Origin of the sequence: Pseudomonas sp. 9Ag (assembly GCF_902506445.1) — a bacterium.
Lineage (GTDB): Bacteria > Pseudomonadota > Gammaproteobacteria > Pseudomonadales > Pseudomonadaceae > Stutzerimonas > Stutzerimonas stutzeri_AB.
In genome coordinates this window covers 1,584,658-1,606,762 of the sequence record NZ_LR733836.1, presented here as the reverse complement: position 1 = coordinate 1,606,762, position 22,105 = coordinate 1,584,658, and the positions used below count along the sequence as shown (strand labels likewise).

At 61.1% G+C, this 22,105-nt stretch carries 12 protein-coding genes; 3 read left to right on the top strand and 9 right to left on the bottom strand.

From position 1 onward, the window contains the following. Positions 1-5 precede the first annotated feature (5 nt). Genes dhbA through ALTERO38_RS07090 form a run of 3 tightly spaced genes read left to right on the top strand, consistent with a single transcriptional unit; the run spans position 6 to position 6,949 of the window. A complete protein-coding gene (gene dhbA, locus ALTERO38_RS07105; protein ID WP_178114575.1) occupies positions 6-764 on the top strand; it encodes a 2,3-dihydro-2,3-dihydroxybenzoate dehydrogenase in 759 nt (252 codons plus the stop codon). An 18-nt stretch (positions 765-782) separates the two neighbouring features. After that, on the top strand, positions 783-5,504 hold the full coding sequence (locus ALTERO38_RS07095) for a non-ribosomal peptide synthetase (protein ID WP_256663807.1): 4,722 nt from the start codon (positions 783-785) through the stop codon (positions 5,502-5,504). Next, entirely contained in the window at positions 5,501-6,949 is a 1,449-nt protein-coding gene (locus ALTERO38_RS07090; RefSeq protein ID WP_159967803.1) for an amino acid adenylation domain-containing protein, read from the top strand. The genes ALTERO38_RS07095 and ALTERO38_RS07090 overlap by 4 nt, the downstream gene beginning before the upstream one ends. 46 nt (positions 6,950-6,995) lie before the next feature. Here the strand turns inward: ALTERO38_RS07090 and ALTERO38_RS07085 are convergent, their stop codons facing one another. The 9 genes from ALTERO38_RS07085 to ALTERO38_RS07045 all read right to left on the bottom strand — a co-directional run bounded on the left by ALTERO38_RS07085 (position 6,996) and on the right by ALTERO38_RS07045 (position 21,842). After that, a complete protein-coding gene (locus ALTERO38_RS07085) occupies positions 6,996-7,940 on the bottom strand; it encodes an ABC transporter substrate-binding protein (RefSeq protein WP_159967802.1) in 945 nt (314 codons plus the stop codon). Further along, positions 7,937-8,803 (bottom strand): ABC transporter ATP-binding protein, encoded by an 867-nt coding sequence (locus tag ALTERO38_RS07080; RefSeq protein WP_159967801.1) that lies wholly within the window; start codon positions 8,801-8,803, stop codon positions 7,937-7,939. The genes ALTERO38_RS07085 and ALTERO38_RS07080 overlap by 4 nt, the downstream gene beginning before the upstream one ends. Further along, positions 8,803-9,846 (bottom strand): iron chelate uptake ABC transporter family permease subunit, encoded by a 1,044-nt coding sequence (locus tag ALTERO38_RS07075; protein ID WP_159967800.1) that lies wholly within the window; start codon positions 9,844-9,846, stop codon positions 8,803-8,805. Before ALTERO38_RS07075 ends, ALTERO38_RS07080 begins: the two co-directional genes overlap by 1 nt. Before the next feature lie 2 nt (positions 9,847-9,848). Beyond that, complete coding sequence (locus ALTERO38_RS07070; RefSeq protein WP_159967799.1) at positions 9,849-10,886, bottom strand: iron ABC transporter permease; 1,038 nt, start codon at positions 10,884-10,886, stop codon at positions 9,849-9,851. A gap of 54 nt (positions 10,887-10,940) precedes the next feature. Next, entirely contained in the window at positions 10,941-12,908 is a 1,968-nt protein-coding gene (locus tag ALTERO38_RS07065; protein ID WP_178114574.1) for a TonB-dependent receptor domain-containing protein, read from the bottom strand. 56 nt (positions 12,909-12,964) lie between these two features. Further along, positions 12,965-14,179, bottom strand: a complete 1,215-nt coding sequence (locus ALTERO38_RS07060; protein WP_159967798.1) for an MFS transporter — start codon at positions 14,177-14,179, stop codon at positions 12,965-12,967. A gap of 288 nt (positions 14,180-14,467) precedes the next feature. Continuing rightward, entirely contained in the window at positions 14,468-18,415 is a 3,948-nt protein-coding gene (putA, locus tag ALTERO38_RS07055; RefSeq protein WP_159967797.1) for a trifunctional transcriptional regulator/proline dehydrogenase/L-glutamate gamma-semialdehyde dehydrogenase, read from the bottom strand. Between the two features lie 411 nt (positions 18,416-18,826). Further along, entirely contained in the window at positions 18,827-19,915 is a 1,089-nt protein-coding gene (locus ALTERO38_RS07050) for an endonuclease/exonuclease/phosphatase family protein (protein WP_159967796.1), read from the bottom strand. 229 nt (positions 19,916-20,144) lie between these two features. Beyond that, a complete protein-coding gene (locus ALTERO38_RS07045) occupies positions 20,145-21,842 on the bottom strand; it encodes a glycoside hydrolase family 5 protein (RefSeq protein WP_159967795.1) in 1,698 nt (565 codons plus the stop codon). Positions 21,843-22,105: the final 263 nt, after the last annotated feature.

The following is a 22,105-nucleotide window of genomic DNA, read 5'->3' as shown; positions in this document are numbered from 1 at the left end:
GGCAAATGAATGAGCAGATGGGTTTCAACGGGCGCAGCATTTGGGTTACCGGAGCCGGACAGGGCATCGGCCGCGCCGTGGCTGAAGGCTTTGCGCGGCTGGGTGGCCAAGTCATTGGTTTCGACCGCACCTTTTCCGAACGTGACTACGGCTTCACCACCTACCTGCTTGATGTCGGTGACGCGGACGCGGTGCGCCACGCGTGCCACGAGCTGCTGGACGGGCAACAGCGGGTTGATGTCTTCGCCAGCGTCGCGGGCATCTTGCGGCTTGGGGCTATCGAGGAGCTGAGTTTGGCCGACTGGGACGATTCGATGCGCGTCAACGTGTCCGGCCCTTTTTATCTGCTACGCGAACTTATCCCGCAGTTCAAGGCGCAAGGCAGCGGAGCGGTGGTGGCGGTGAGCAGCAACGCAACCCACGTTCCGCGCATGCAGATGGCTGCGTACAGCGCATCCAAGGTTGCACTCACCAGTTTGGTCCGAACGGCGGGCCTGGAGCTGGCCGAGCACGGCGTGCGCTGCAACCTGGTCTCGCCGGGGTCTACCGATACCGCCATGCAGCGCGGTATGTGGCACAGCGAGGACGCGCGGGAACGGACCATCGCGGGCTTCCCTGAGCAGTACAAGCTGGGGATTCCGCTGCGCAAGATCGCCACGCCAGAAGAGGTCGCCCGCACCGTGCTGTTCCTCGCATCGGACCTGGCGAGCCACATTACCCTGCAGGACATCGTCGTCGACGGCGGCGCCACCCTGGCGGCCTGAGACTCCGAGAGGTAGCAGATGCAAAAGAACATAATCGGCCTGCTGAAGCGCTTGGCTCAGCAGGGGGTGCACCTTGCGCTCAACGATCAGCAACAGCTGGTTTCGCAGTCGAGCAAAGAGGCAATGAACCCCTCGCTCGGGCAGCAGATTCGTGACAACCGCGACGCCATTATCGAGTGCCTGAGGGCCCAACGCGCGTTCATTGAGCCGATCGTGCCGCAACATCTCAGCGTAGGTCCGCTGTCTTCCTCCCAGAGCGGGCTCTGGTTCATCGAGCAGTACGAGCAGGATTCCCACCTGTACAACATGCCCGTCTTCTTCCGCCTGACGGGCGAGCTGGATGTGGCGGCGCTGGAGTTCGCGTTCGATGCGCTGATAGCCCGTCATGCCAGTTTGCGTACGCGCTTCCAGCGCAGCGCCGAGGGCCGCGGCGAGCAGGAGATACTCCCGCATACCGGGTTCCATCTGGCGCGGGAGAATCTGAGCTCCCTTGAGCCACAGGCCCGTGAGGACCGAGTCGCGCAGCACGTGCGGGAAGAGATCGAGCGTCCGTTCGACATCACCAGTGGGCAACTGACGCGCGTCACGCTGCTGGAGCTGGGCGAGCGTGAGCATGTGCTAATGATCAACCAGCACCACATCATTTCGGATGGCTGGTCGGTGAAGAACATGTTCGCGGACCTCAAGACCGCTTTTCTCGCTTACCAGAATCGTGAGCCGCTTAACTGGTCGTTGCAAAACGTAGGCGAGGCAGGCAAGACGAGGCAAACACAGCCGAAGAAGCGGAGTTTACGTTCGGTAAATGAGCATTCTGAGGCTGTGTTTAACGACGTATTGCCAACGCAGGTAGCTTTGCAGGGGCCAGTTCGCTGGGACGAACCCGCTCTGACCTACATCGATTACGCACTCTGGTTCAACTCGCCCCTGTTCCGTGACTATCACGAGCAGTTCAAGCCGTTCTGGGTCGAACGCTTGGCGGGTATTCCTGAGGTGCACAGCCTACCGCTGGACAAAGCCCGGCCCGCCCAACCCGTCAGCGGTGGCGAGGTGGTGTTCTCGACCATCGACAATACGCTCTGGGGGCGCTTCAAAGGGCTGTGTCAGCAACACAACACTTCACCCTTCATCGGCCTGCATGCGCTGTTCGCGCTGCTGCTGGCACGCCATTCCGGTGAGCGCGACATTGTCATTGGCACCCCCTTGGCCTACCGCGAGCGGGCGGATATCGAGCCTTTGGTAGGTTTCTTCGTCAACACGCTGGTGTTGCGCACGCAGCTTCCCGAGCAGCAAAGGTTTGTCGACTATTTGCAACAGTGCCGCACTGACGACCTCGAGGCGTTCGATCACCAGCTCTATCGGTTCGAGGCGCTGAGCGAAGCATTGGGCCTGGACCGCCACACTGCGATCAACCCGATCTTCCAGATCATGCTGGTGTATCAGGCGCGGGTCGACTTCAAAGACCTGATCCCTGGCTGTGACGCGGTGGAGGAGACCTCGCCGGTACTGCCTGCCAAGACCGATATTTCGGTCAAGGTCACCGAGCTTGTGGATTCGGTACGAGTCGATTGGCTTTACGCGACGGCGCTGTTCGACCGCAGCAGTATAGAAGGCTATGCGAGTCGCCTGCTGAATCTGTTGAAGGCTGTGGTCGATGCACCGGAGCAGGACATCTGGCATCTGCCCTTGCACGATCCATTATTGCTGGAGCAGACCGCTGAGCGTCTGTCGGCATTGCCCGCGACTTTTCCCGAAAGACTGACCGCGCTTTCGATGTTCAGCGAGATGGCTCGGCTACATCCAAATCGTCCCGCGCTGCAGCAGGGGGAAGGCTATGTCAGTTATGCGGAGTTGGACGCCCGTGCCAACCGGCTTGCGCACTGGTTGCAGGCTCAGGGCAACGCGCCGGGCGATCTGATTGGCGTTCTTGCGCGGCGTGAAAACGCCTTTACGGTCGCGTTACTTGCCTGCTGGAAAGTCGGTGCGGCCTATGTCCCATTGGACCCGAGCTATCCCCAGCAGCGCCTTAGCTACATCATGCGGGACGCTAACGTGCAGCTGGTCATCGGGCAGGGATCAGCGCCATTCGAGCTGGAGCCGACCCAGCGTTGGGTGGATCTGGCCAGCCAGGGAACCCAGGCGCAGCTGGATGCGCAGTCGCCAACCGCGCCGCCGCTCGAGCATGACCCGCAGCAACTTGCTCAGGTGATTTACACCTCCGGTTCGACCGGCATGCCGAAGGGCGTGATGATCGAACATGGATCGCTGGTCAACCTGTTGCTCGATCATGGTCGGCGGCTCGATGTCGCTCCGGGTGATCGAATGCTGGACTGCATGTCGTTGTCGTTCGATGCGGGCAACATGTGCGCGCTGGTGCCGTTGGTTCACGGTGCGTGCCTGCTCTGGGCCGACCCCGGCGAGGGCCTGCTGGACGAGATCGAACGCACCGAAACCACACAGATGATCTTCCCCACAGCGCTGCTCGCGACACTGCCGGAGCGCCCATTGCCGGCCATGAAAGCGGTGGGGTTTGGCGGGGAGGCTTGCCCGTCTGCGATTCCGCAGCGTTGGGCAAGTCAGTTCCGCCTGATCGACATGTATGGTCCGACAGAAGCCACCGTTACGGCGCTGACGAAAACGCTCGCTACAGGCACTCGCCTGACCATCGGCCGGCCTATAGACGGGATGCAGACTGTGATTCTGGATCGGTATGGCGCTGTATGTCCGGCAGGGGTTCCGGGTGAGCTCTGTCTTGCGGGGCTGGGGCTGGCTCGTGGTTACCTCAACCAGCCGGAGCGCACAGCAGAGGCGTTCCGTGAGCATGATATCGCCGGGGTGAAGGTACGGCTCTATCACACCGGGGACCGCGCACGGCTGTTGGCGAGTGGTGAGTACGAGTACCTGGGTCGGTTGGATGCGCAGATCAAACTGCGCGGCTATCGCATCGAGCCGGGCGAAATCGAAGCCCAGTTGCAGGCCAGCTGTGCTGGCCTGCAGGAAGTAAAGGTCATCGTCATCGGTCAGGGCGCGCGTCAGGCGCTGGTCGCCTACGCCACGGTAGCCGCTGGCGAACCGAAACCCGAGCCAGACGCAGTGTTGCAGGCAGCGGCCAACCGACTGCCTGAATACATGGTGCCCAAGCGTCTGATCATTCTCGACAAAATGCCACTTACAGCCAACGGCAAGCTGGATCAGGGGCTGCTGCCAACGGTTGAACTGGCCGAAGCTGAACAGCTCGTGCCGCCTGCTGGCGATTTAGAGCGACACGTGCTGGAGATTTGGCAGGGTGTGCTGGAGCAGCCGCTGGGCGTTGAAAGTGATTTCTTCCGGTTGGGCGGCGATTCGATCCTGAGCATTCAACTGGCCACACGCCTGCGCGATGCCGGTTATCCCTGCAGCGTAAAAGAAGTATTCGAAGCGAAGACCGTGCGCCGACTGTGCCGTGTGCTCGAAAAACCTCGCGAGACCCAGATGATCCGCGCCGACCAAGGTCTTCTCGCTGGCGATTTCCCTCTGCAGCCGATCCAGGAGTGGTTTTTCGACCAGCCGTTCGCTCAACCCCAGCATTGGAACCAAGGTGTAGTGCTGAGTCTGCCGGCCGAGGTGAGTCAGCTCCAGCTTATGGATTACATGCGGCAATTGTTAGCTCAGCACGATGCGCTTCGGCTGGTGGTCATGCCGTCGGGCCAGTGCTATCGCGAATTTTTGTCATTGCCCGAACCTGCATGGCTGGATGCGGCAGAGCTGGGCGAGTCAGGATTACAGCACGCGCTAACCGAGCTGCAATCTCGCTTTGATGCAGCGAGCGCTCGAACGCTCGCGTGGGCCGTTATCGAGAACTTGCCGAACGGCCAGCGAGGGCTGTTCATCGCCTTTCACCATCTGGTCATCGATGCGGTGTCATGGCGCATTCTGATTGAAGACCTTCAGCGATTGGCCCGCGGCGATGGGTTGCTGGACAAGACCAGCAGCTACCGCCATTGGGGCGAGGGGCTCGCTGCCTATGCGCAGCGTGCTGAAGCGCAGCTGCCGTACTGGCGTGAGCAGGTCGGTGCGATGGGCCAGGCATTTACCAATCAAACCGTTCCCCAAGAATGGTCGTCCAGCGAGCACTCCGAGCCGCAACTGTTGCAGCTGGATGAAGTCACCACTCGGCAACTGACTCAGATGACGACCAGGCGATTGCAGGTCGACGTCCGCGAGTTGCTGCTGGCTGCGCTGGCTCGGTCGCTGGTGGAGCTGGGGCTCGGCGAGCAGCAGTTGATCATGCTGGAAGGTCACGGCCGCGAACCGATTGATGCCGGGTTGGACGTCAGCCGCACGGTGGGCTGGTTCACCAGCATGTTCCCGGTCAGGGTGCATAACCAGGCGGACTGGCCGGCGCTGGTTCAGCACGCTGCCGAGCAGTTGCGGCAGGTGCCGGACAAGGGCGTTGGCTATTTGCCGCTGCGCAGCAATCCGGCGCATCGTGACAGTCTTCCGCTGCCCGCCGTCGCGCTGAATTACCTCGGCAATTACCAGAGCGGAGCAGGCGAGTGGCAGCCATTGCCGTTGCCACCGGGCAACCCGAGCGGTGCTGGAAACCTGTCTGCAGAACTGATCAGCCTGCATGGTGGCGTGTTTGACGGCCTGCTGACCTTGCGGCAGATCGGCAGCCTGCGCTCGGACCTCGGTGTCCGCTTTTTGCAGTCGTTGCGAACTAACCTGCAAACCCTGGCTGCACTTGGCGGAGAGCTGCAATGACGTCATTGAACCTACAGCTCGCCCACGTTTTCGCCCGTCACGCCGAGCGCCCGGCGCTAGGGTGCCTCGGCGCCAGTTTCAGCTACGCCGAGTTGCAGGCACGCGTCGCGGCCATCGTGTTGCAACTGCGCGCAGACGGATTGACTGCAGGTGATCGCGTCGGGCTGCATCTTTCCCGTGGGCCGGATCTGATTGCGGCGCTGCTCGCTTGCCTGCATGAAGGGCTTTGTTTCGTACCACTCGAGCCGGAGTTTCCGTTTGACCGGCTGCAGGGCATCGCCGACGACGCATGCCTGCACCGCATCATTCAGGATGAACAGCCGTCGCGGTCGCTGGCACCTTCGCTGCGCCTGAGACCCGGTCTGGCAGCGATGCCCGAGCCGCTGGTGCTCGATGATCAGCTGCCTGCGTACATGATGTTCACCTCCGGCTCTACAGGAAAACCCAAGGGCGTCGTGATTGGCCGGGCTGCCTTAAGCAACTTCCTCGACGCCGCGACCCGGCGTGTCGGGATCGGGCCGGACACACGTTGGCTGTTCACCACCACGCCGGCTTTCGATATCTCTCTGCTGGAGATGCTCGGGCCACTTTGGGTAGGCGGCTATGTCGAAGTGGTCTGCGCACCAGCTCACAAAGACCCGGTGGCGCTGCTGCAGTTGCTCGACAGCCGGCCGGACCTGAACACCCTGCAGGCCACGCCTGCATTCTGGCGAATGCTGCTCAAAGCGGGATGGCAAGGGCGCGAAGGTCTGACCGCGCTCTGTGGTGGTGAAGCTCTGGACGCTACGCTCGCGGCACGGCTCAGCGAGTCGGTGGGGCAGCTGTGGAACTGCTATGGCCCCACCGAGGCGACCGTCTGGTCGATGATGGCGCAGGTCGAACAGCCATTGGCGGACCATGGTGTGCGGCTCAAGCGTTCACTCGATGGCTACCGACACTGGGTTCTCGACGAGAACGGCAATGACATCGGGCCGGGCGGCGAGGGTGAACTGTGCATCGAAGGGGTATCGCTGGCACAGGGTTACTGGCAACGCAGCGATCTGAGCGAGCAGGCCTTCATCAGCTGGCAAGGGCGGCGTCTGTACCGTACCGGGGATCGGGTTCGCCGCACCGGCGACGACGAATTCCAATACCTTGGACGTCGTGACGATCAGATCAAGTTGCGTGGTTTTCGAATCGAACTGGGCGAAATCGAAGCCAACCTGTGGCGCATCGAGGGGGTACAGGATGCTGCGGTACGGTTGCTGGGTAAAGGCGACGAGGCCTGCCTGGTCGGCTATGTGGAGATACGAGGCGAAGGTGCGCCCGGTCGGGTTCAGATCCGCCGGGCACTGCATCTGAGCCTGCCGCACTATATGGTTCCGAGTCGCATCGTGCTGCTGGACTCGCTGCCGAAAACTCCGAGTGGCAAGATCGACCGTAAGCGGTTACCCGAGCCGGTCTGATCGAGTGCGCTAGCCCGTGGCCCGGGCGGCCACGGGACGATCTGCGTTAGTTTTTCGCGACCGGCTCAGCGTCTGTTTTGCCGACGATGGATTCCACATCTTCGATCACCTGCAGGGCAGCCATCGGCCCACCCAGTGAGGTCCATAGCGATCCATCGACGGCGGCGAAACGCTTGGCCTGGATAGCCGAGAGCTGGCGGAACGCTGGTGTTTCTTCAGCCTGGCTAAGCGCCTCGACGGCTTCGCCGCTGGTGGCCAGAGTCCCGATCACCAGCCAGTCCGCATCCAACAGTTCAAGGGATTCAAGGCTCAGTGCCATGGAATGAGTGTGGCCTGGGTCCTGCTGGTGAGACGGGCGGACCAGGCCGACGTCTTCCACCACAGTGCTGGAGAACGCGTCCTTGAACATGTAGGACGGGCCCTTCGGGTTCCAGCGAACGATACTGAACGTCTCGCCTTGATGGTCCTTCAAACGCTCACGCGCCTCGGCTGCACGTGCTTCGTAGCGGTCCATAAAAGCCTTGGCTTCAGCATCCTTGTTCAGGATATGAGCGGTTCGCTGCATGCTGGACTGCCAAGGTTCCGCCCATTTAAAGGTCGTGACGGTCGGCGCGATCTCGTTGAGTATCGCCAGCTGCTCGGGCTTGACCGGACCGGTGAGGATCAGATCCGGTTCCAGCTCAAGCAGTGTCTCCAGGTTGGGGTTGTCCAGATCGCCGACGACCTTGATGCCTGACGGCACCTTGCCTTCCAGGTAACGCGGCGGTGCCGCCTGGCCGCGACCGTTGACGGTGCCGATCGGCGTCACCCCCAGTGTCAGCGCCGTATCCAGATCGATTTCGTTGAGCGTGACAACACGCTCAGGCTCGGCCGGAACGGTGACGGTGTTGCCGAACGCATCTTCCACCTGACGGGAGGCGGCGTGCGCACTGAGCGTCATCAACCCCGCTATAAGTGCGATGGTGAGGTGCCAGGGGGTTCGTTTGATCATTGGGTCGTGTCCTTTTGAGCGGGTTCGTGCACCGCTGGGGTGCGGGTGGCTGATGGCGCAGAGGCGGGAAGCGCAGACTCGGCGCGCGAACGGCGACGCGGGACGATCACCGGAGCGCCGTCACCGGGTGCCGGCAGGATGTCCACTTCGGTCTGGTAAAGGCGGTCCACCAGCGCTTTGGTCATCACGTCGCGTGCACGCCCCATGGCCTGAATCTGCCCATCGGCGAGGGCAATCAGTTCATCGCAATAGCGCGCGGCGATGCCCAGGTCATGGATGACGATCAGCACCGTGCGGCCTTCGGCTGCGATCCGGTGAACCGCTTCCATGACTTCGGCCTGATGGCCGATATCCAGTGCGCTGGTGGGTTCGTCGAGCAGGATCAGATCGGTGTTCTGCGCCAGGATCATGCCGAGCCACGCTCGCTGCGCCTGGCCGCCGGAGAGCGAGGAAGCCTGGCGATGCCAGATGGCGTCGAGCTGCATGGCGGTACGTGCGCGGGCGACCTGGTGCGCATCCTCATCAGTCCACTGGTTGAACCAGCCTTGATGCGGATGCCGGCCGTACTGCACCAACTGCTCGACACGAATTCCTTCGGCCATCACGGGGCGCTGCGGGAGAAACGCCAGCTGACGAGCCAGACTTTTCATCGAGTAACGGGAAAGCGACTGCCCATGCACGTGGATTTCGCCACGCTGCAAGGGCAGCTGACGCGCCAATAGCTTGAGCAGGGTCGATTTGCCGCTGCCGTTGGGCCCGACGATTCCGATCAACCGGCCCTTGGGCAGCGAGAACGTTAGGTCGTCCAGGACCACCTTGTCCTGATAGGCGAAATGAAGGTGTTCGACGCTCAGTACCGTCATCAGTCAGCTCCTCGTCTGTCCTTGAGCAGCAATGCCAGCAGCAGGATGCCGCCAAGTAGCCGTGTCATGATGCCGGTGGGGATCTCTGCCGGCTGCGCCAGTACCCGAACCAGGGTGTCACTGCCCAACAGCAGGACCGCTCCGCAAAGAGCCGATAGCCAGAGCGGGGCCAGGTTATCGCGCGCCAGCCACGACGCCAGAATGGGCGCTGCCATGGCGATAAACACCACTGGCCCGCCAATCGCTGTACCCAGCGAGGCCACCAGAATGGCCAGGCCCAGCACGCCGAGCTGCACCAGCGGCACGCGGATGCCCAGGTTCTGCGCAGTGGCGTCGCCAAAGCGCAACAAGGCGAGGGGGCGGTTGACCAAGGCCATCAGCGGACACAGCGCTAGCAGCACCATGGCGATTGGGTTAACGGTCTGGTAGCTGACGCCAGCGAAGTGCCCCATGGTCCAGAGATAGAGACTGCCCAGGTGCACCAGCGGTTGAGTGGACATGGCGAAGTCACCGATCGCCCCGAGTAGCTCCGACAGCGCGATACCAATGACAATGAACAGATAGCCTTGCTCACCGGGGCGCCGACACAGGGTGAACAACGCCACAGCGGCCAGTACCGCGCCCAGCGGTGAAGCCCACCAGGGCCAGCTACCTAGCGTCAGGTACAGGGAAAAACCCACTACTGCCAGGGAGGCGCCTTCGTTCACACCGATCATGTCTGGTGTCGCCAGACGATTGCGCACCAGTGTCTGTATCAGGCAGCCCGCCATGCCCATGGCGAGGCCGGCAACGATGGCGGCTGCCACCCGCGGCATACGTATCTTGAACACCATGATCTCGTGCAGCTTGCTGCCATTGCCGAGCAGGGTGGCGATCACATCTTGTAGGCCCATCTTGCCGGAGCCCAGACTGATCGCCAGCGTAGCCAGTACGGCAAGCAACAGGGTCAGCAGGCCACACATCAGCCAGTTGCGGCGATGCAGCAGCAGGCTCAGGCCGCCGATGCTCAGGGCCCATACGCCACTGGGAGTGGTTGATTCCATTCTTACCTCACCGCCAACAGAGAGCGGAAGCCACCGCGCAAGACGATAGCGATCAGCGCCGGCGCGCCAAGCGCGGCCAGCAAGGTTCCGACGGGCAGCTCGAAGGGCTGCAACAGCCAGCGGGCCAGAACGTCAGCTGCAAGCAAAAACAGCATGCCGAAAAGCGTTGAGAACAGCAGCTGTCGGAGCAGGGCGACCGGCTCGATCAAGCGAGCGCAGTACGCTGCCAAGAACCCCACGAAACCAACGGGCCCGGCTAACGAGATCGCACAGGCCGTGAGCAAGGTCGACGCGACCAGTACGCCCAGTCGCACCCACGTCGTGTGAATACCCAGGGCCCGGGCCTGGCTGTCACCCATCTGCATCAGGGTCAGTTGTCGGCACAGCAGCCCAGCAAGCGCAAGGCCTATCAGCGCGACGGGCGTGACGGTGCCCACCGCATCGAGCCGGGTGGCCGAGAGGGAGCCCAGATTCCAGAACCGAAACTGCTCCAGCGCCACCCGTGTCGACAGCAGCATGAAATTCGAAAGACCGCCGAATATCGCAGCCAGCGCCACGCCGGCCAAAATGAGTTTCAGCGGGCTGGCCTGGCCCAGCATGAGGCCGATGCCGAGTACCACAAGATTGCCCAGCAGGGCACCAGCACCGGACCAGAGCAGGTAGCCCTGTGTCGATTCGACGCCGTAGAAAATGAGGCCGATGACCAGACCCAGTACGGCGCCGGCATTTACGCCGAGCAAGCCGGGTTCGGCCAACGGATTACGTGTCGCGCTTTGCAACAGCGAGGCGGCAATGGCAAGACTTCCGCCAACAACAAGCGCTGCCAGCGTACGTGGCAAACGCAGTGTTTCTACGACCATGGCGAGCTTTTCATCCGCCACGGCGAGTTGGTCTCCGAGCAGAAAGTGCAGCACGTCCACCGCGCCGTAGACTCCGGCGCCGGTGCTCATCGAGATCACCAGCAAACTCATCAGAAGCGCGCCACCCATAACGAGGACAGCTTGCTGGTAGCCGGGGAAAGTCGCGTCAGTTCGTGTCATTGGTTTTAAGCAAATTCCTGAACCCGGCAGCGAGCTGCCGGGGTGTAGCGGGGGTTAGATGTCGTAACTGAAGCCAACGAACACCGTGCGGCCCATGAGGATGTTGTCGACTGACTGGGCGACATCGTCGCGCTTCTCGTTGGTCAGGTTGTTCATGCCGGCTTTCAGGGAAAGCTCGCGGGTGGCCTGATACCTCGCACCAAGATTCAGCTGATGGAACGCACCGCTTTCAACGTTTGGCTGGGCTGCCGAGACGTAGAGGAGTTGGCTACCGGTGTACTGGTAATCCAGATTCAGCCCCAAATCCGGCATGGCCTGCCAGTCGAAGCCGATGTTGGCGACATGCTGCGGGCTGTTGCGCAGCTGTTCGTCGGTATCTCGATCCTCTGCATCCGAATAGGTGTAGTTCGCCCGCAGTCCCATGGTATCGCTCAGGTTATAACGACCTTGCAACTCGTAGCCCCGAACGCGCGCCTTGCTGACATTGCTATAGGTCATCACGGCAGGTCGGTAGCCGACACGCCAGGTGTCGGTGATGATCATGTCGTCGATATCGTTGTTGAACAGCATGATGCCGGCCTCAACGCGCTCGTTCTGGTAGAGCGTGCCAATCTCGTAGCTGGTCGCCGTCTCGGGTTTCAAGTTCGGATTGCCAACCAACGTGCACATGCCACGGCAGGCCAAGACGCCATAGGTTTCGTCAGACTGATAAATGCTTGGTGCCTTGAACGAACGACCTACGCCGCCTTTGATTACCCAGTTGTCGGTGAGGTTGTACACGCCATAGGCGCGAGGGCTGAATTCGCTGCCGAAGCTGTCGTGGTCATCCAGGCGTCCACCCAGAGTTACGTCCAGATCACCGATAGAAAACTCATCTTGCAGGTAGACAGCCTTCTGATCGACCTCCGTTTCGCTGCCCAGGTTCTGGTTGTGAGCCAGCTCGGTACGGCGCAATTCACTGCCGAGGGTAAGCAGGTGGTTGCCGAGAAATGCGGTCACCTGGCCGTCAACGGTGTGGTTCTTCTGCTCGATGTCGCCTTTCATGCCGCGCAGGTTGGTCATGATCTGCGAGTCGTCCATCAACTCCACGTTTTCGTAGTAATACCGAACCCGTGTGTTGAATCCGTCCCAGTTGCCGGTATGGCCGAGGCCAAAGCTCCAGCGCTCCATCTCCTGAATGTTTTGAACGACCGCACCGAAGTTATTCCACTCGGCTTCGCGGTCATCCTTGCGGTGGGTGATATCCAGGTCAACCGTCTGACGTTCGTCCAGCAACCAACTGAGGGAGCCGTATGCGCTGGTGGCCTGGCGCTGTTCGACTGCATCGGTATTGGGGTTGACCGTTTGTTCGCTGAGCCAGGCGGCCTGGTCTGTCGTTTCCAGAATGAGATTGCCGAGCAGCTTGTTCTCGATCAGCGAGCCGCTGACGTACCCGCTAGCCTTATGGCTGTCGCCCGATTCGCCCTCGGTGGGGTGTTCGTAGGTGTAGGCGATACCGGCCTTGGTCTCTTCGGTGGGCTGACGCAGGATCACGTTGACCACGCCGCCCAGCGCATCTGCACCGTACAGCGATGACATCGGGCCGCGAATCACTTCGATGCGCTCGATAGCCGCCATCGGGATCGAGGACAGATCGAAGTCGTTGGCATAGTTGGAGGACAGCGCATCGCGTGAATTGATCCGGCGGCCGTTGACCAGCAATAGGGTGTAGTCCGAGTCCATTCCGCGCAGCTTGATTTCCTGCCGTCCGTAGGTAGACGACGGGTTGAGATGGACGCCCGGCAGGTACTTCACCGCATCGGCCAGGTTGTACACCGGACGCTGCTCGAGCTCTTCGCGGGTAACGACCGATACGCTGGCCGGCGCACTGAGTTCGCTATGCGAGGTCTGCGTGGCGGTGATGACTTGCTGTTCCAGGGCAACAGGCTCGGCCGCAAGGGCGGCAAGCGGCATAAGGCTGGCCAGAATGGTCAGGGATAGGTGACGGGGACGGCTGAGACCCCGGTTTAGTGCGATTGACATAGCATGCTCCGTTGCTGCTCGAGGGTCGAAAGGACTGATCACGTATCCGCGGCGGGTTAGCCCGCCTGTTGTTTGGTTGAGGTCGGGCTCATGTCGCGCTGTCTGATGCCATGAAGCAGGTAAAGCACGCCCAGACCGGCCACGACGCCCGCTAATGCGTAGAAGGCTGCTAGCTGTTCGAAGCCGATCACCTGGTGTTGAGGCCCTTCGCTCAGGTAGCGCGCTGAAAACAGACTGCCGAGTCCCGCTGCGATGTTCGAAACCGTTCCTTGAAAGGCCATGAACGCTGCGCGTTGGTGAGCATGGGGAACGCCGGCGGCAATGGTCATGCTGCTGTTGGTGCGCACGGCACTCAGCGCCATGAACAGCGTGAAGATGACGTAAAGGGTGATGCCAACCGGGGCGGCGAACCCGAGCAGCGTCACCAGCGAGAGGCAGCCACTGCTGACAAGCACCACTGTTACGGCGCTGCCGCGATCAATCCAGGCGCCGCCGATCCGCATGGCCGCAAGGCTGGCCACCCCGCCGAGCAGATACAGCATGCCGAGATGCGCGCGGGGAAAACCCAGGTTGAATTCAAAGTAAGTGGCGAAGTGGGGCACCAACAGGAAGTGCCCGAACATCTGTAACGATGTGATGCCGAGCGCGGCCAGGCAGAGGCGCGAAGCCAGCAGCGATTTGACCGAGGCTTTCGGGCGCTCAATGGTCACGGGTTTGGGAAGCAACAACTGGCACAGTAATGCCAGCAGCAGCCCAGTGCCGCCCAACAGTAAGAAAGGAGCGGTCCAGTCCAAGCGAATCGAGCATTCCAAGGCCAATGGAATGATCAGGATCGCAGCAAGTGAAAATCCCATTCCAACGTAGGCGAGCTGACGGCCGCGCTCTGCGGGCGGTATCAGGTCGAGCATGGTGGCCATCAGGATTGCGCCCATCGGTCCCGCCACCAGACCGGACAACACGAAAAACGCAATCAGTTGGTTGGGCCCGGTCGCCCAGGCACAACTGAGCAGCAGGAGAAAGCGCAAAACGAGGAGGGCGACCAGTGCACGCTTACGGTCGAAACGATCCAACCAGGGTGCACTGACGAATCCGCTCAACGCGGCAGCCAAGGTGGCGCCGCCGCTGATGTAGCCGATGTGGCTGGCCGTCATGCCGAGCTCGCGCACGAGGTCCGGCCCCAGCGGCATGACCATCATCAGGCTGCCAATGGACAGCATGTTGATCAGCATCGCTAGGTGAACGGCGATCCTTGTCTGGACGGCAACTTTCATCGGATTGCGGCACGCTCGGTTAGTCAGGCGGGCTGCATCCTAAGACAAGCTTAACGCTATATCAAACACAAATCGTTCGCATTAGCATAATCAGGCGATGTCGGTTGTTGCTTTCACATGCCACAGGAACATTGCGCAACGCACCAAACCGCAACCCACATGTTCAAACCGCAGCGTCGCGGCGGCTTATTTCGCAGCGGAGTGGGTGGGTTCGGTCGACCAGCATGTCGAGACCAAACCCGCGAGAGCGTGACCTTCTCCGTTAATGCAGCCTGTCACCCACGCCGATCAGCCGATGGTCATCAGGCTGGCATTGCCCCCCGCCGCAGCGGTATTGATGCTCAATGCCCGCTCGATCAACAGCCGCTCAAGCGGAATGTCTGTGTCGCCGCTCATCATTCCCTGCACGCCGATAATCGGACCGCTGCGCTGCGACAGCCGCTGGCTGACCTCAAGCAGCTGGTCGGTTTCGCCGTGGTACAGCACGGCATCGAAACGCGTCGCGTCGCTGGTCCAATCCGGTGTCAGCGTGATCCTGGTTTGAACTGCCTGCGGGAGCGTGCCGTGCAGCGCTTGTACTGACGGTAGATCCGCCATCACCGCCTCGCTGCCAACGGCCAATACCGCAGCCAACTGGGTCAACAGGTCGCCTTCGTCATCCGCCAGACACAGGACATGTTCGCGTGGTAGCAGGCTGTAGCTGTTACGTTCACCGGTGGGGCCGTTGAGCAGGCGCGTGGTGCCGCTCTGAGATTGACTGGCGTAACGGTCGCACAACGCGGCAATTGATTCCCGGCCGTTTCGCCGGGCCCAGTCCTGGAACTGCCTGGCGGCGTCGACCTGGGCGGGGGAACGACGCACTTCGGGCTGCGCAGGAGAACCGCTGAAGTCGAGTGCGCGCAACAGTGCGTCGTCCGGTCGCTCCGACAGCAGACGATACAGATACAGTGGGCCGCCAGCCTTGGGGCCGGTACCGGACAGCCCTTCGCCGCCGAACGGCTGCACCCCGACAACCGCGCCGACGATGTTGCGATTGACGTACAGATTGCCCACCTTGGCCCGGTCGATGACCCTGGCGATGGTTTCGTCGATGCGCGTATGCACCCCTAACGTCAGTCCATAGCCCGCCGCGTTGATCTGGTCCAGTAATTGATCAAGCTCGGTGCGGCGATAGCGCAACACATGCAGTACCGGGCCGAAGACTTCCTGCTGCAGCTCATCAAGGCGTTCGAGTTCGATCAGCGTAGGTGTTACATAAGTGCCATGAGCACAGGCTTTCTCATCGACACGGGCCAGCTGATGCACGCGGCAACCCTTGTCGCGCATGGCTTGCAGGTGGCGCTCGATGTTGTCGCGCGCCTCGGCGTCGATTACCGGGCCGACATCCACTGACAGGCGCTGCGGGTTCCCCATACGCGCTTCGCCCATGGCACCCTTGAGCATGCCGATAACTCTTTCGGCGACATCCTCCTGTATGCAAAACACCCGCAGGGCTGAGCAGCGTTGACCGGCACTGTCGAAAGCCGACGCCATCACGTCCATGACCACCTGCTCGGCCAATGCTGACGAATCAACGATCATCGCATTCTGGCCACCGGTTTCAGCAATCAAGGGAATGCTACGGCCGCGCTCATCCAGGCGCCCGGCAATGCTGCGCTGCAGGATCGAAGCGACCGCGGTGGAGCCGGTGAACATCACGCCGCGGATGCGCTCGTCGGCGATCAGCTGGGCACCGACGGTTTCGCCGCGTCCCGGCAGTAGCTGCAGCGCGCTTTTAGGCACACCTGCTTCATGCAGGATCTGCACGCCCAGCATGGCAATCAAGGGTGTCTGCTCCGCGGGCTTGGCCAGTACTGTATTGCCGGCGCCCAGCGCGGCGCAGACCTGGCCGGTAAAGATTGCCAATGGGAAGTTCCAAGGGCTGATGCAGACCACCGGGCCGAGCGGGAGATGAGTGTCGTTGTGGAAGTTGTCACGCACCTCGGCGCCGTAGAAGCGCAGGAAGTCGACAGCTTCGCGCACCTCCGCGATGGCGTTTGCATACGACTTGCCCGCTTCACGGATGAGCACACCCAGCAGCTGCTGCATGCGCTGTTCCATCAATTCCGCAGCTTTTTCCAATGCCGCGGCGCGCTCTGCCGGTGGTGTGGTGCGCCAGGCACTGGCACTGTCGAGAGCACAGCGCAGGGCATTATCGACGTCCGCTTCGCTCGCTTCTTGCACGTGACCGACGATGTCTCGATGGTCAGCAGGATTGAGCAAGGGGGCAGCAGAGGTCGTCGAAACGGTGTCGCAGCCGAGCAATGGGCTGGCGGTGAGGCGCAAGCGTGCACCGGCAAGCAAGGCGGACGAAAGCGAGGCCAGCCTTTGCTCGTTGGACAGGTCGATACCGGAGGCGTTGAGACGGCCTTCGCCATAGAGATTGTGCGGCAACGGAATCCGTGGATGCGGCAGGCCGAGGGTGCCTTCCGAGGCGAACAACTGCTCGACCGTCGTTACCGGGTCGGCCACCAGTTCGTCCAACGAGATGCTCTTGTCCGCAATGCGGTTGACGAAGGAAGTATTGGCGCCGTTTTCCAGCAGGCGACGCACCAGATAGGCCAGTAGGGTTTCATGGCTGCCAACCGGTGCGTAGATCCGGCAAGGCCGGTTTAGACGGTCTTCACCCTTGCCAACTACCTGTTCGTACAGCGGCTCGCCCATGCCGTGCAGGCACTGAAATTCATATTGGCCGGGGTAATAGTTCTGGCCGGCTAAGTGGTAGACCGCAGCCAGCGTGTGCGCATTGTGCGTGGCAAACTGCGGATAGATCGCCTCGGGCGCAGCGAGCAGTTTGCGTGCACAGGCAATGAACGACACGTCGGTATAAGCCTTGCGCGTATAGACCGGGTAGCCCTCCAGACCGTTAAGTTGCGCCAGTTTGATCTCGCTGTCCCAGTAAGCGCCCTTGACCAAGCGGATCATCAAGCGATGGTGGCTGCGCTTGGCCAGGTCGATCAGGAAATCCACTACATAGGGGCAGCGCTTCTGGTAAGCCTGAATGACAAAGCCGATGCCATTCCAGTCGGCCAGTGAAGGCTCGAAGCAGAGCCGTTCGAGCAGTTCCAGCGACAGCTCGAGACGGTCCGCTTCCTCGGCATCAATGTTGATGCCAATGTCGTAGCGCCGTGCCAGTTCAGTCAGCGACACCAGGACCGGGTAGAGCTCGTCCATCACCCGATCGTACTGCGCACGGCTGTAACGCGGATGCAGCGCCGACAGTTTGATCGAGATGCCTGGGCCCTCGTAGATCCCCCGACCGCGCGAAGCCATGCCGATGGAGTGGATCGCCTGTTCGTACGAGGCCAGATAACGACGTGCGTCTGCAGCGGTCAGCGCCGCTTCGCCAAGCATGTCGTAGGAGTAGCGGAAGCCTCTTGCCTCCATGGTTTGGGCATTGGCCAGCGCCTCGTTGATGGTTTCGCCGGTAACGAACTGCTCGCCCATCAGCCGCATCGCCATATCCACGCCCTTGCGGATGAGCGGCTCGCCACCTTTGCCGATTAGGCGATTCAGTGATGAGGAAAGGCTGGTTTCATTGTGCGTGGCCACCAGCCGGCCGGTGAGCATCAAGCCCCAGGTGGCGGCGTTGACGAAGACCGACTGGCTGTTACCCAGGTGCGGTTGCCAGTTGCCGGTGCTGATCTTGTCGCGGATCAACGCATCACGTGTGCCTTTGTCCGGCACCCTGAGCAGCGCTTCGGCCAGGCACATCAGGGCGACGCCTTCCTGGGATGACAACGAGAATTCCTGAAGCAGCCCTTGAACCAGCCCCTGACGTCCGCCGGCACTTTTCTGATTACGCAGTTTCTCGGCGATGCGCAGCGCGAGACGGTGGGTCGCTTCGGCCTTTTCCGGTGACAGCCGCGCCTGCTCCAACAACATCGGCAATGCCTCTGGTTCGGGGCGGCGATAGGCTGCAGTAATGGCCGCGCGGAGCACCGACTGCGGCAGGATGCTTTCGGCAAACTCGAGAAATGGCTGACTGCCAGGGGTGACTTCAGCCGTATGGTCCGGGCTGGCCTGCGGCGGCGGCTCGGCGTCGTGTGGTTGAGTGTCGCTCTCGACCTGTTCAAGGTAGCGCAGCAGCGCTTGCTCGATCACCCACTGTGGGTGGCGCTCAAGCCGGCTGGCCGCCTCCTCGAGCCGATTGCGCATTGCCTCGTCGAGCTCGACACCGAGCGTGCTGGTGACCATGTGGCTGTCCTCCGGGGTGAGGTGAGGCTGGATACCTGGGCGGCGGCACGGTCAATGCAGTCTGTCATGTCGACCGATAGCCGAATGCGAACGTGGTCGGCATCCGTGTGTCTCCTCCTCAGCGTAGACCCTTGCAGTGCGTTGGACCGTCCTCCGGAGAACGGTGCAGGCCGTTGCCGGAGTGCGTGGTCATCTGCGCGCTGGCTCAACCGCATGCGACTGGGCTTCTCGAGCGCGAGCAGTGGCCAGTGACGCGCAAGCATCGCAACTCCTATGAGCAAGCGTGAATTAGCCCAATTCAGCCGGTTCAACGGGATGTGGATGCACCCCACTGAGCGCCAATTTTCGCTGGGTCGCTGCTCGCCTGTCCGGTACTCGGTGCCCTAACCACGCCCGAGTAACCTGTTCAGCTCAACGCTTTTCAGGCTCAGGCACGTCGGTCACGCTGACTCCTTCCTCGCGGATTTTGTCCTCCGCTTCAAGTTCATCGTCCTCGTCGCCTTGCAGGCTCTGCTGATCAGGCGCTGGGTCGTATTGCAGTTCGACCAGCACGGGGAAATGGTCAGAGCCGAACGCCGGCAGGCGTTGGATGCGTACCAGCTGGAAATGGTGGCTATGAAACAGGTGGTCCAGCGGCCAGCGTAGAAACCAGTGCTGGGCATGAAAACTGTTGACCATGCCGCGCCCGACCCGGGGGTCCAGCAAGCCGCTGATCTTGCGAAACAGACGTGTGTTGGGTGACCAGGCTACATCGTTGAGATCGCCTGTCACGATGACCGGAATATCTTCCAGATCGTCCCGAACGCTTTCGGCCACTACCAGCAGTTCGACGTCGCGCTCGGTTGATTCGTCGTTTTCCGTGGGGCTAGGCGGGGCGGGGTGCAGGAAGTGCATGCGAATCGCCAACTCATCATTCAGATGGACCTTGACGTGCATCGACGGCACATCGTCTTCGACCAGGAAACGAGTCTCCGCGTTTTCCAGCGGCAACCGGGACCAGACATGCATACCGTAAAGGTTGTCCAGCGGGCACCGGCAGGAGTAGGGGTAATCGTCGCTCAGCTCCTCGAGCTGATCCTCCCACCATTGGTCTGTTTCGAGTGTCACCAGAATGTCGGGGCGATACTCACGGACAAGCGCCTTGAGCTTGTCCGTCTGGCGGTTCGGCGTCAGAACGTTGGCCGCCATGACGCGTATGCGAGGCTTGTCGCGGCCTGGGACGGCGGTTTTGACCTCAGAGCGCCACAAGCGGGTGTAGGGAATGATCCACCAGGCCTGATAGGCGAGGCAGAAAATCGCCAGGGCGCTGATCAGAACCTGCAGCGGTTCTGAATAGGACAGCAATAATGCCTGGGCCAGTAGCAATGCAAAGGCGAGTACGCACAGTTGCAGGCGAGGAAAATCCAGCCCGCGTACCCACCAGACCGGGTTCTTCCATAGCGGTAGAAGCGTTAGCACGACCAGCAGGCCAGTCGCTGCCAACAAGATCCCTTCCGTCATGATCGACTCTCCATGGAGTTCGGCGCGATGTGATATCGGCCTTTTGGGTACCTGAAAGCAGGCATTAGGGATTCGTCCCGTTGATGCCTTCATTGGTTCCGCTTGTTATGTGCTGGAGGGAACGGGGAGAGGGCGGCAGCGTTAAGGAAGCGCTGAGTAAAAGGAGCCCACAAAAAAGCCTGACACGCAAAACGTGTCAGGCCTTCGCTGGAACGGTTATCTCTGGCTGTTACAGCGGCTCGCCTATGGCTGCGCAGCTGTTCGGCGTCGCGGCATGCTTTCTCAACACCGCCAACTGGGGCTGCTCCGCGCCTCCTGCTACGTCCAGGGCAAGAATGTAGTTGCCCCACCAGGGGCCGCCGGCCCAGTAGGTCATTGGAACGCAGTTCTCGCGTAGATAGCCGAGCAGGTTATCCATCGCGACGATCGCGTCGGGGGCGTAGTTGGGCACGCCCATCTCGCCGATGAAACCGCGCAGGTTGTTGGTCCGCAGCCAGTCCACGAAAGGCTTGGCGCGATTGATGCCGAGCTCCGGGGCAAAGGTTTCGGTCTTGTCGGCGTACATGCCCGAGGTGTCACGGTCCAGGTACATGTGAGCTTCGAAGATCAGTTTGTTGTTCGGATCGCGCATCCAGGGATCCGCGATCAGCTGGGTGTTGGATTGCGGCCAATGCCAGGCGCTTGAGAAGCGGTCGCCAGCCACGTAGATCCAATGTGTGCGGTCGACTTTGCGGATTTCCTTCGCGGCCGCCAACGCCGCTTGGGGCCAAAGTCCCTTGGTGTTTGGCTCATTCATCAGTCCGTAACCACTCAGTGCCGGATGATTGCCGATTTTCTGCGCGATACGCTTCCAGGTATTGGCGAACGACTGGATCGATACAGTTTCGGATCCGATCGGTTGGCGGTAGTAGCGATAGTAGTTATGCATGTCCAGCACAACCTTGACGCCGTGCTTGTGGGCAAAGTCGAGTGACTGGGTAAGCAATGTCAGTTGCGCAGTGTCGAGTTCAGTGTCCAGCCGGGGTTGGATGCGCTCCCATAGGAATGGCAACCGGACCAGTTTCAGGCCTTGTTCGGCGTACTTCTTGTAATAGGACTCGGCAGGATAGATGTAATTGGTCCCGTGCCTGCCCGGCAAAACAGAAGGACCGAAGGCAGCCCCGGACAAGGCAACGCCGACCAGTTGGACCGGCTCGATTGCTGGCAGCGTGACATTGCCTATCGGCGAAGATCCGGCGGGCAGAAGAGCCGGCCCTGCGGCCAGCCTCAGTTTGTTTGGGTACCCAACACGATTGCCGTCAAGCGCAGGGCCATCCATGAACACAGACAGCGCGCCGCTGGCGGGCTTCACCGAGGTGATGGTGCGCACTTGGCCGTCGGCCGTGCGTACCGATGCGCCAACTATGAAGGCGGCCTTGTTCTGTGCCGTCGCAGCGACTGAGACGCCCGCCGACGCCCGCCAGGAGCCGTTCAGCCAGTAGCTATTGGTGAATTTGTTGATCAGCGCCGCATGGCTCGGAGCGGAAACCGGAGCTGGACTCGGTTCGACTGGCATGGGCAGCGTGCTCGCCACGGTACTCACGCGGAGCCTGTTGGGATAACCGACCAGATTGCCGTTGAGCACCGGACCGTTCATGAACACCGTCAGCGCCCCGCTGGCGGGTTTGAGCGCGGTGACAGTTCGAATCTGTCCATCTGCCGTTCGCACCGCGGTGCCGACTTTGAAAGCGGCCATGTTCTGTTTTGTCGCGGCGACCGAAACCCCAGCCGATGCGCGCCAGGAGCCGTTCAGCCAGTAGCTGTTGGTGAATTTATTAATCACCGCCGAGTAGGAGACAGTCGAGACGCCCGTAGTCGGGGTGGTAGCGGCGTATAGACCGCTTACAGGGGCCAAAGCCAACAGCGTGGACAGGGCAATTGCGGACATGGGCCCTTTGCAGGCCTTAGAAACAAACGAGGTAAACATCGGCTCACCGTGATCATGAACATCGAAACGCAGGTTTCGATGAAGTGACAGGGGGAGGTTGATCAATAAGCGGCGCTGCAAAGGCAGGCGGATACCACAAACAGAACGAACCAATGGGTAAGCGAAATGGGCTTGCGAGGCCGCCCGTTCCGCTTGGATAGTTATAATTTATTTCATATATCGCTTAAACATTAAGCGCCTTTTATAAGTCGTCAAAAAAAAGT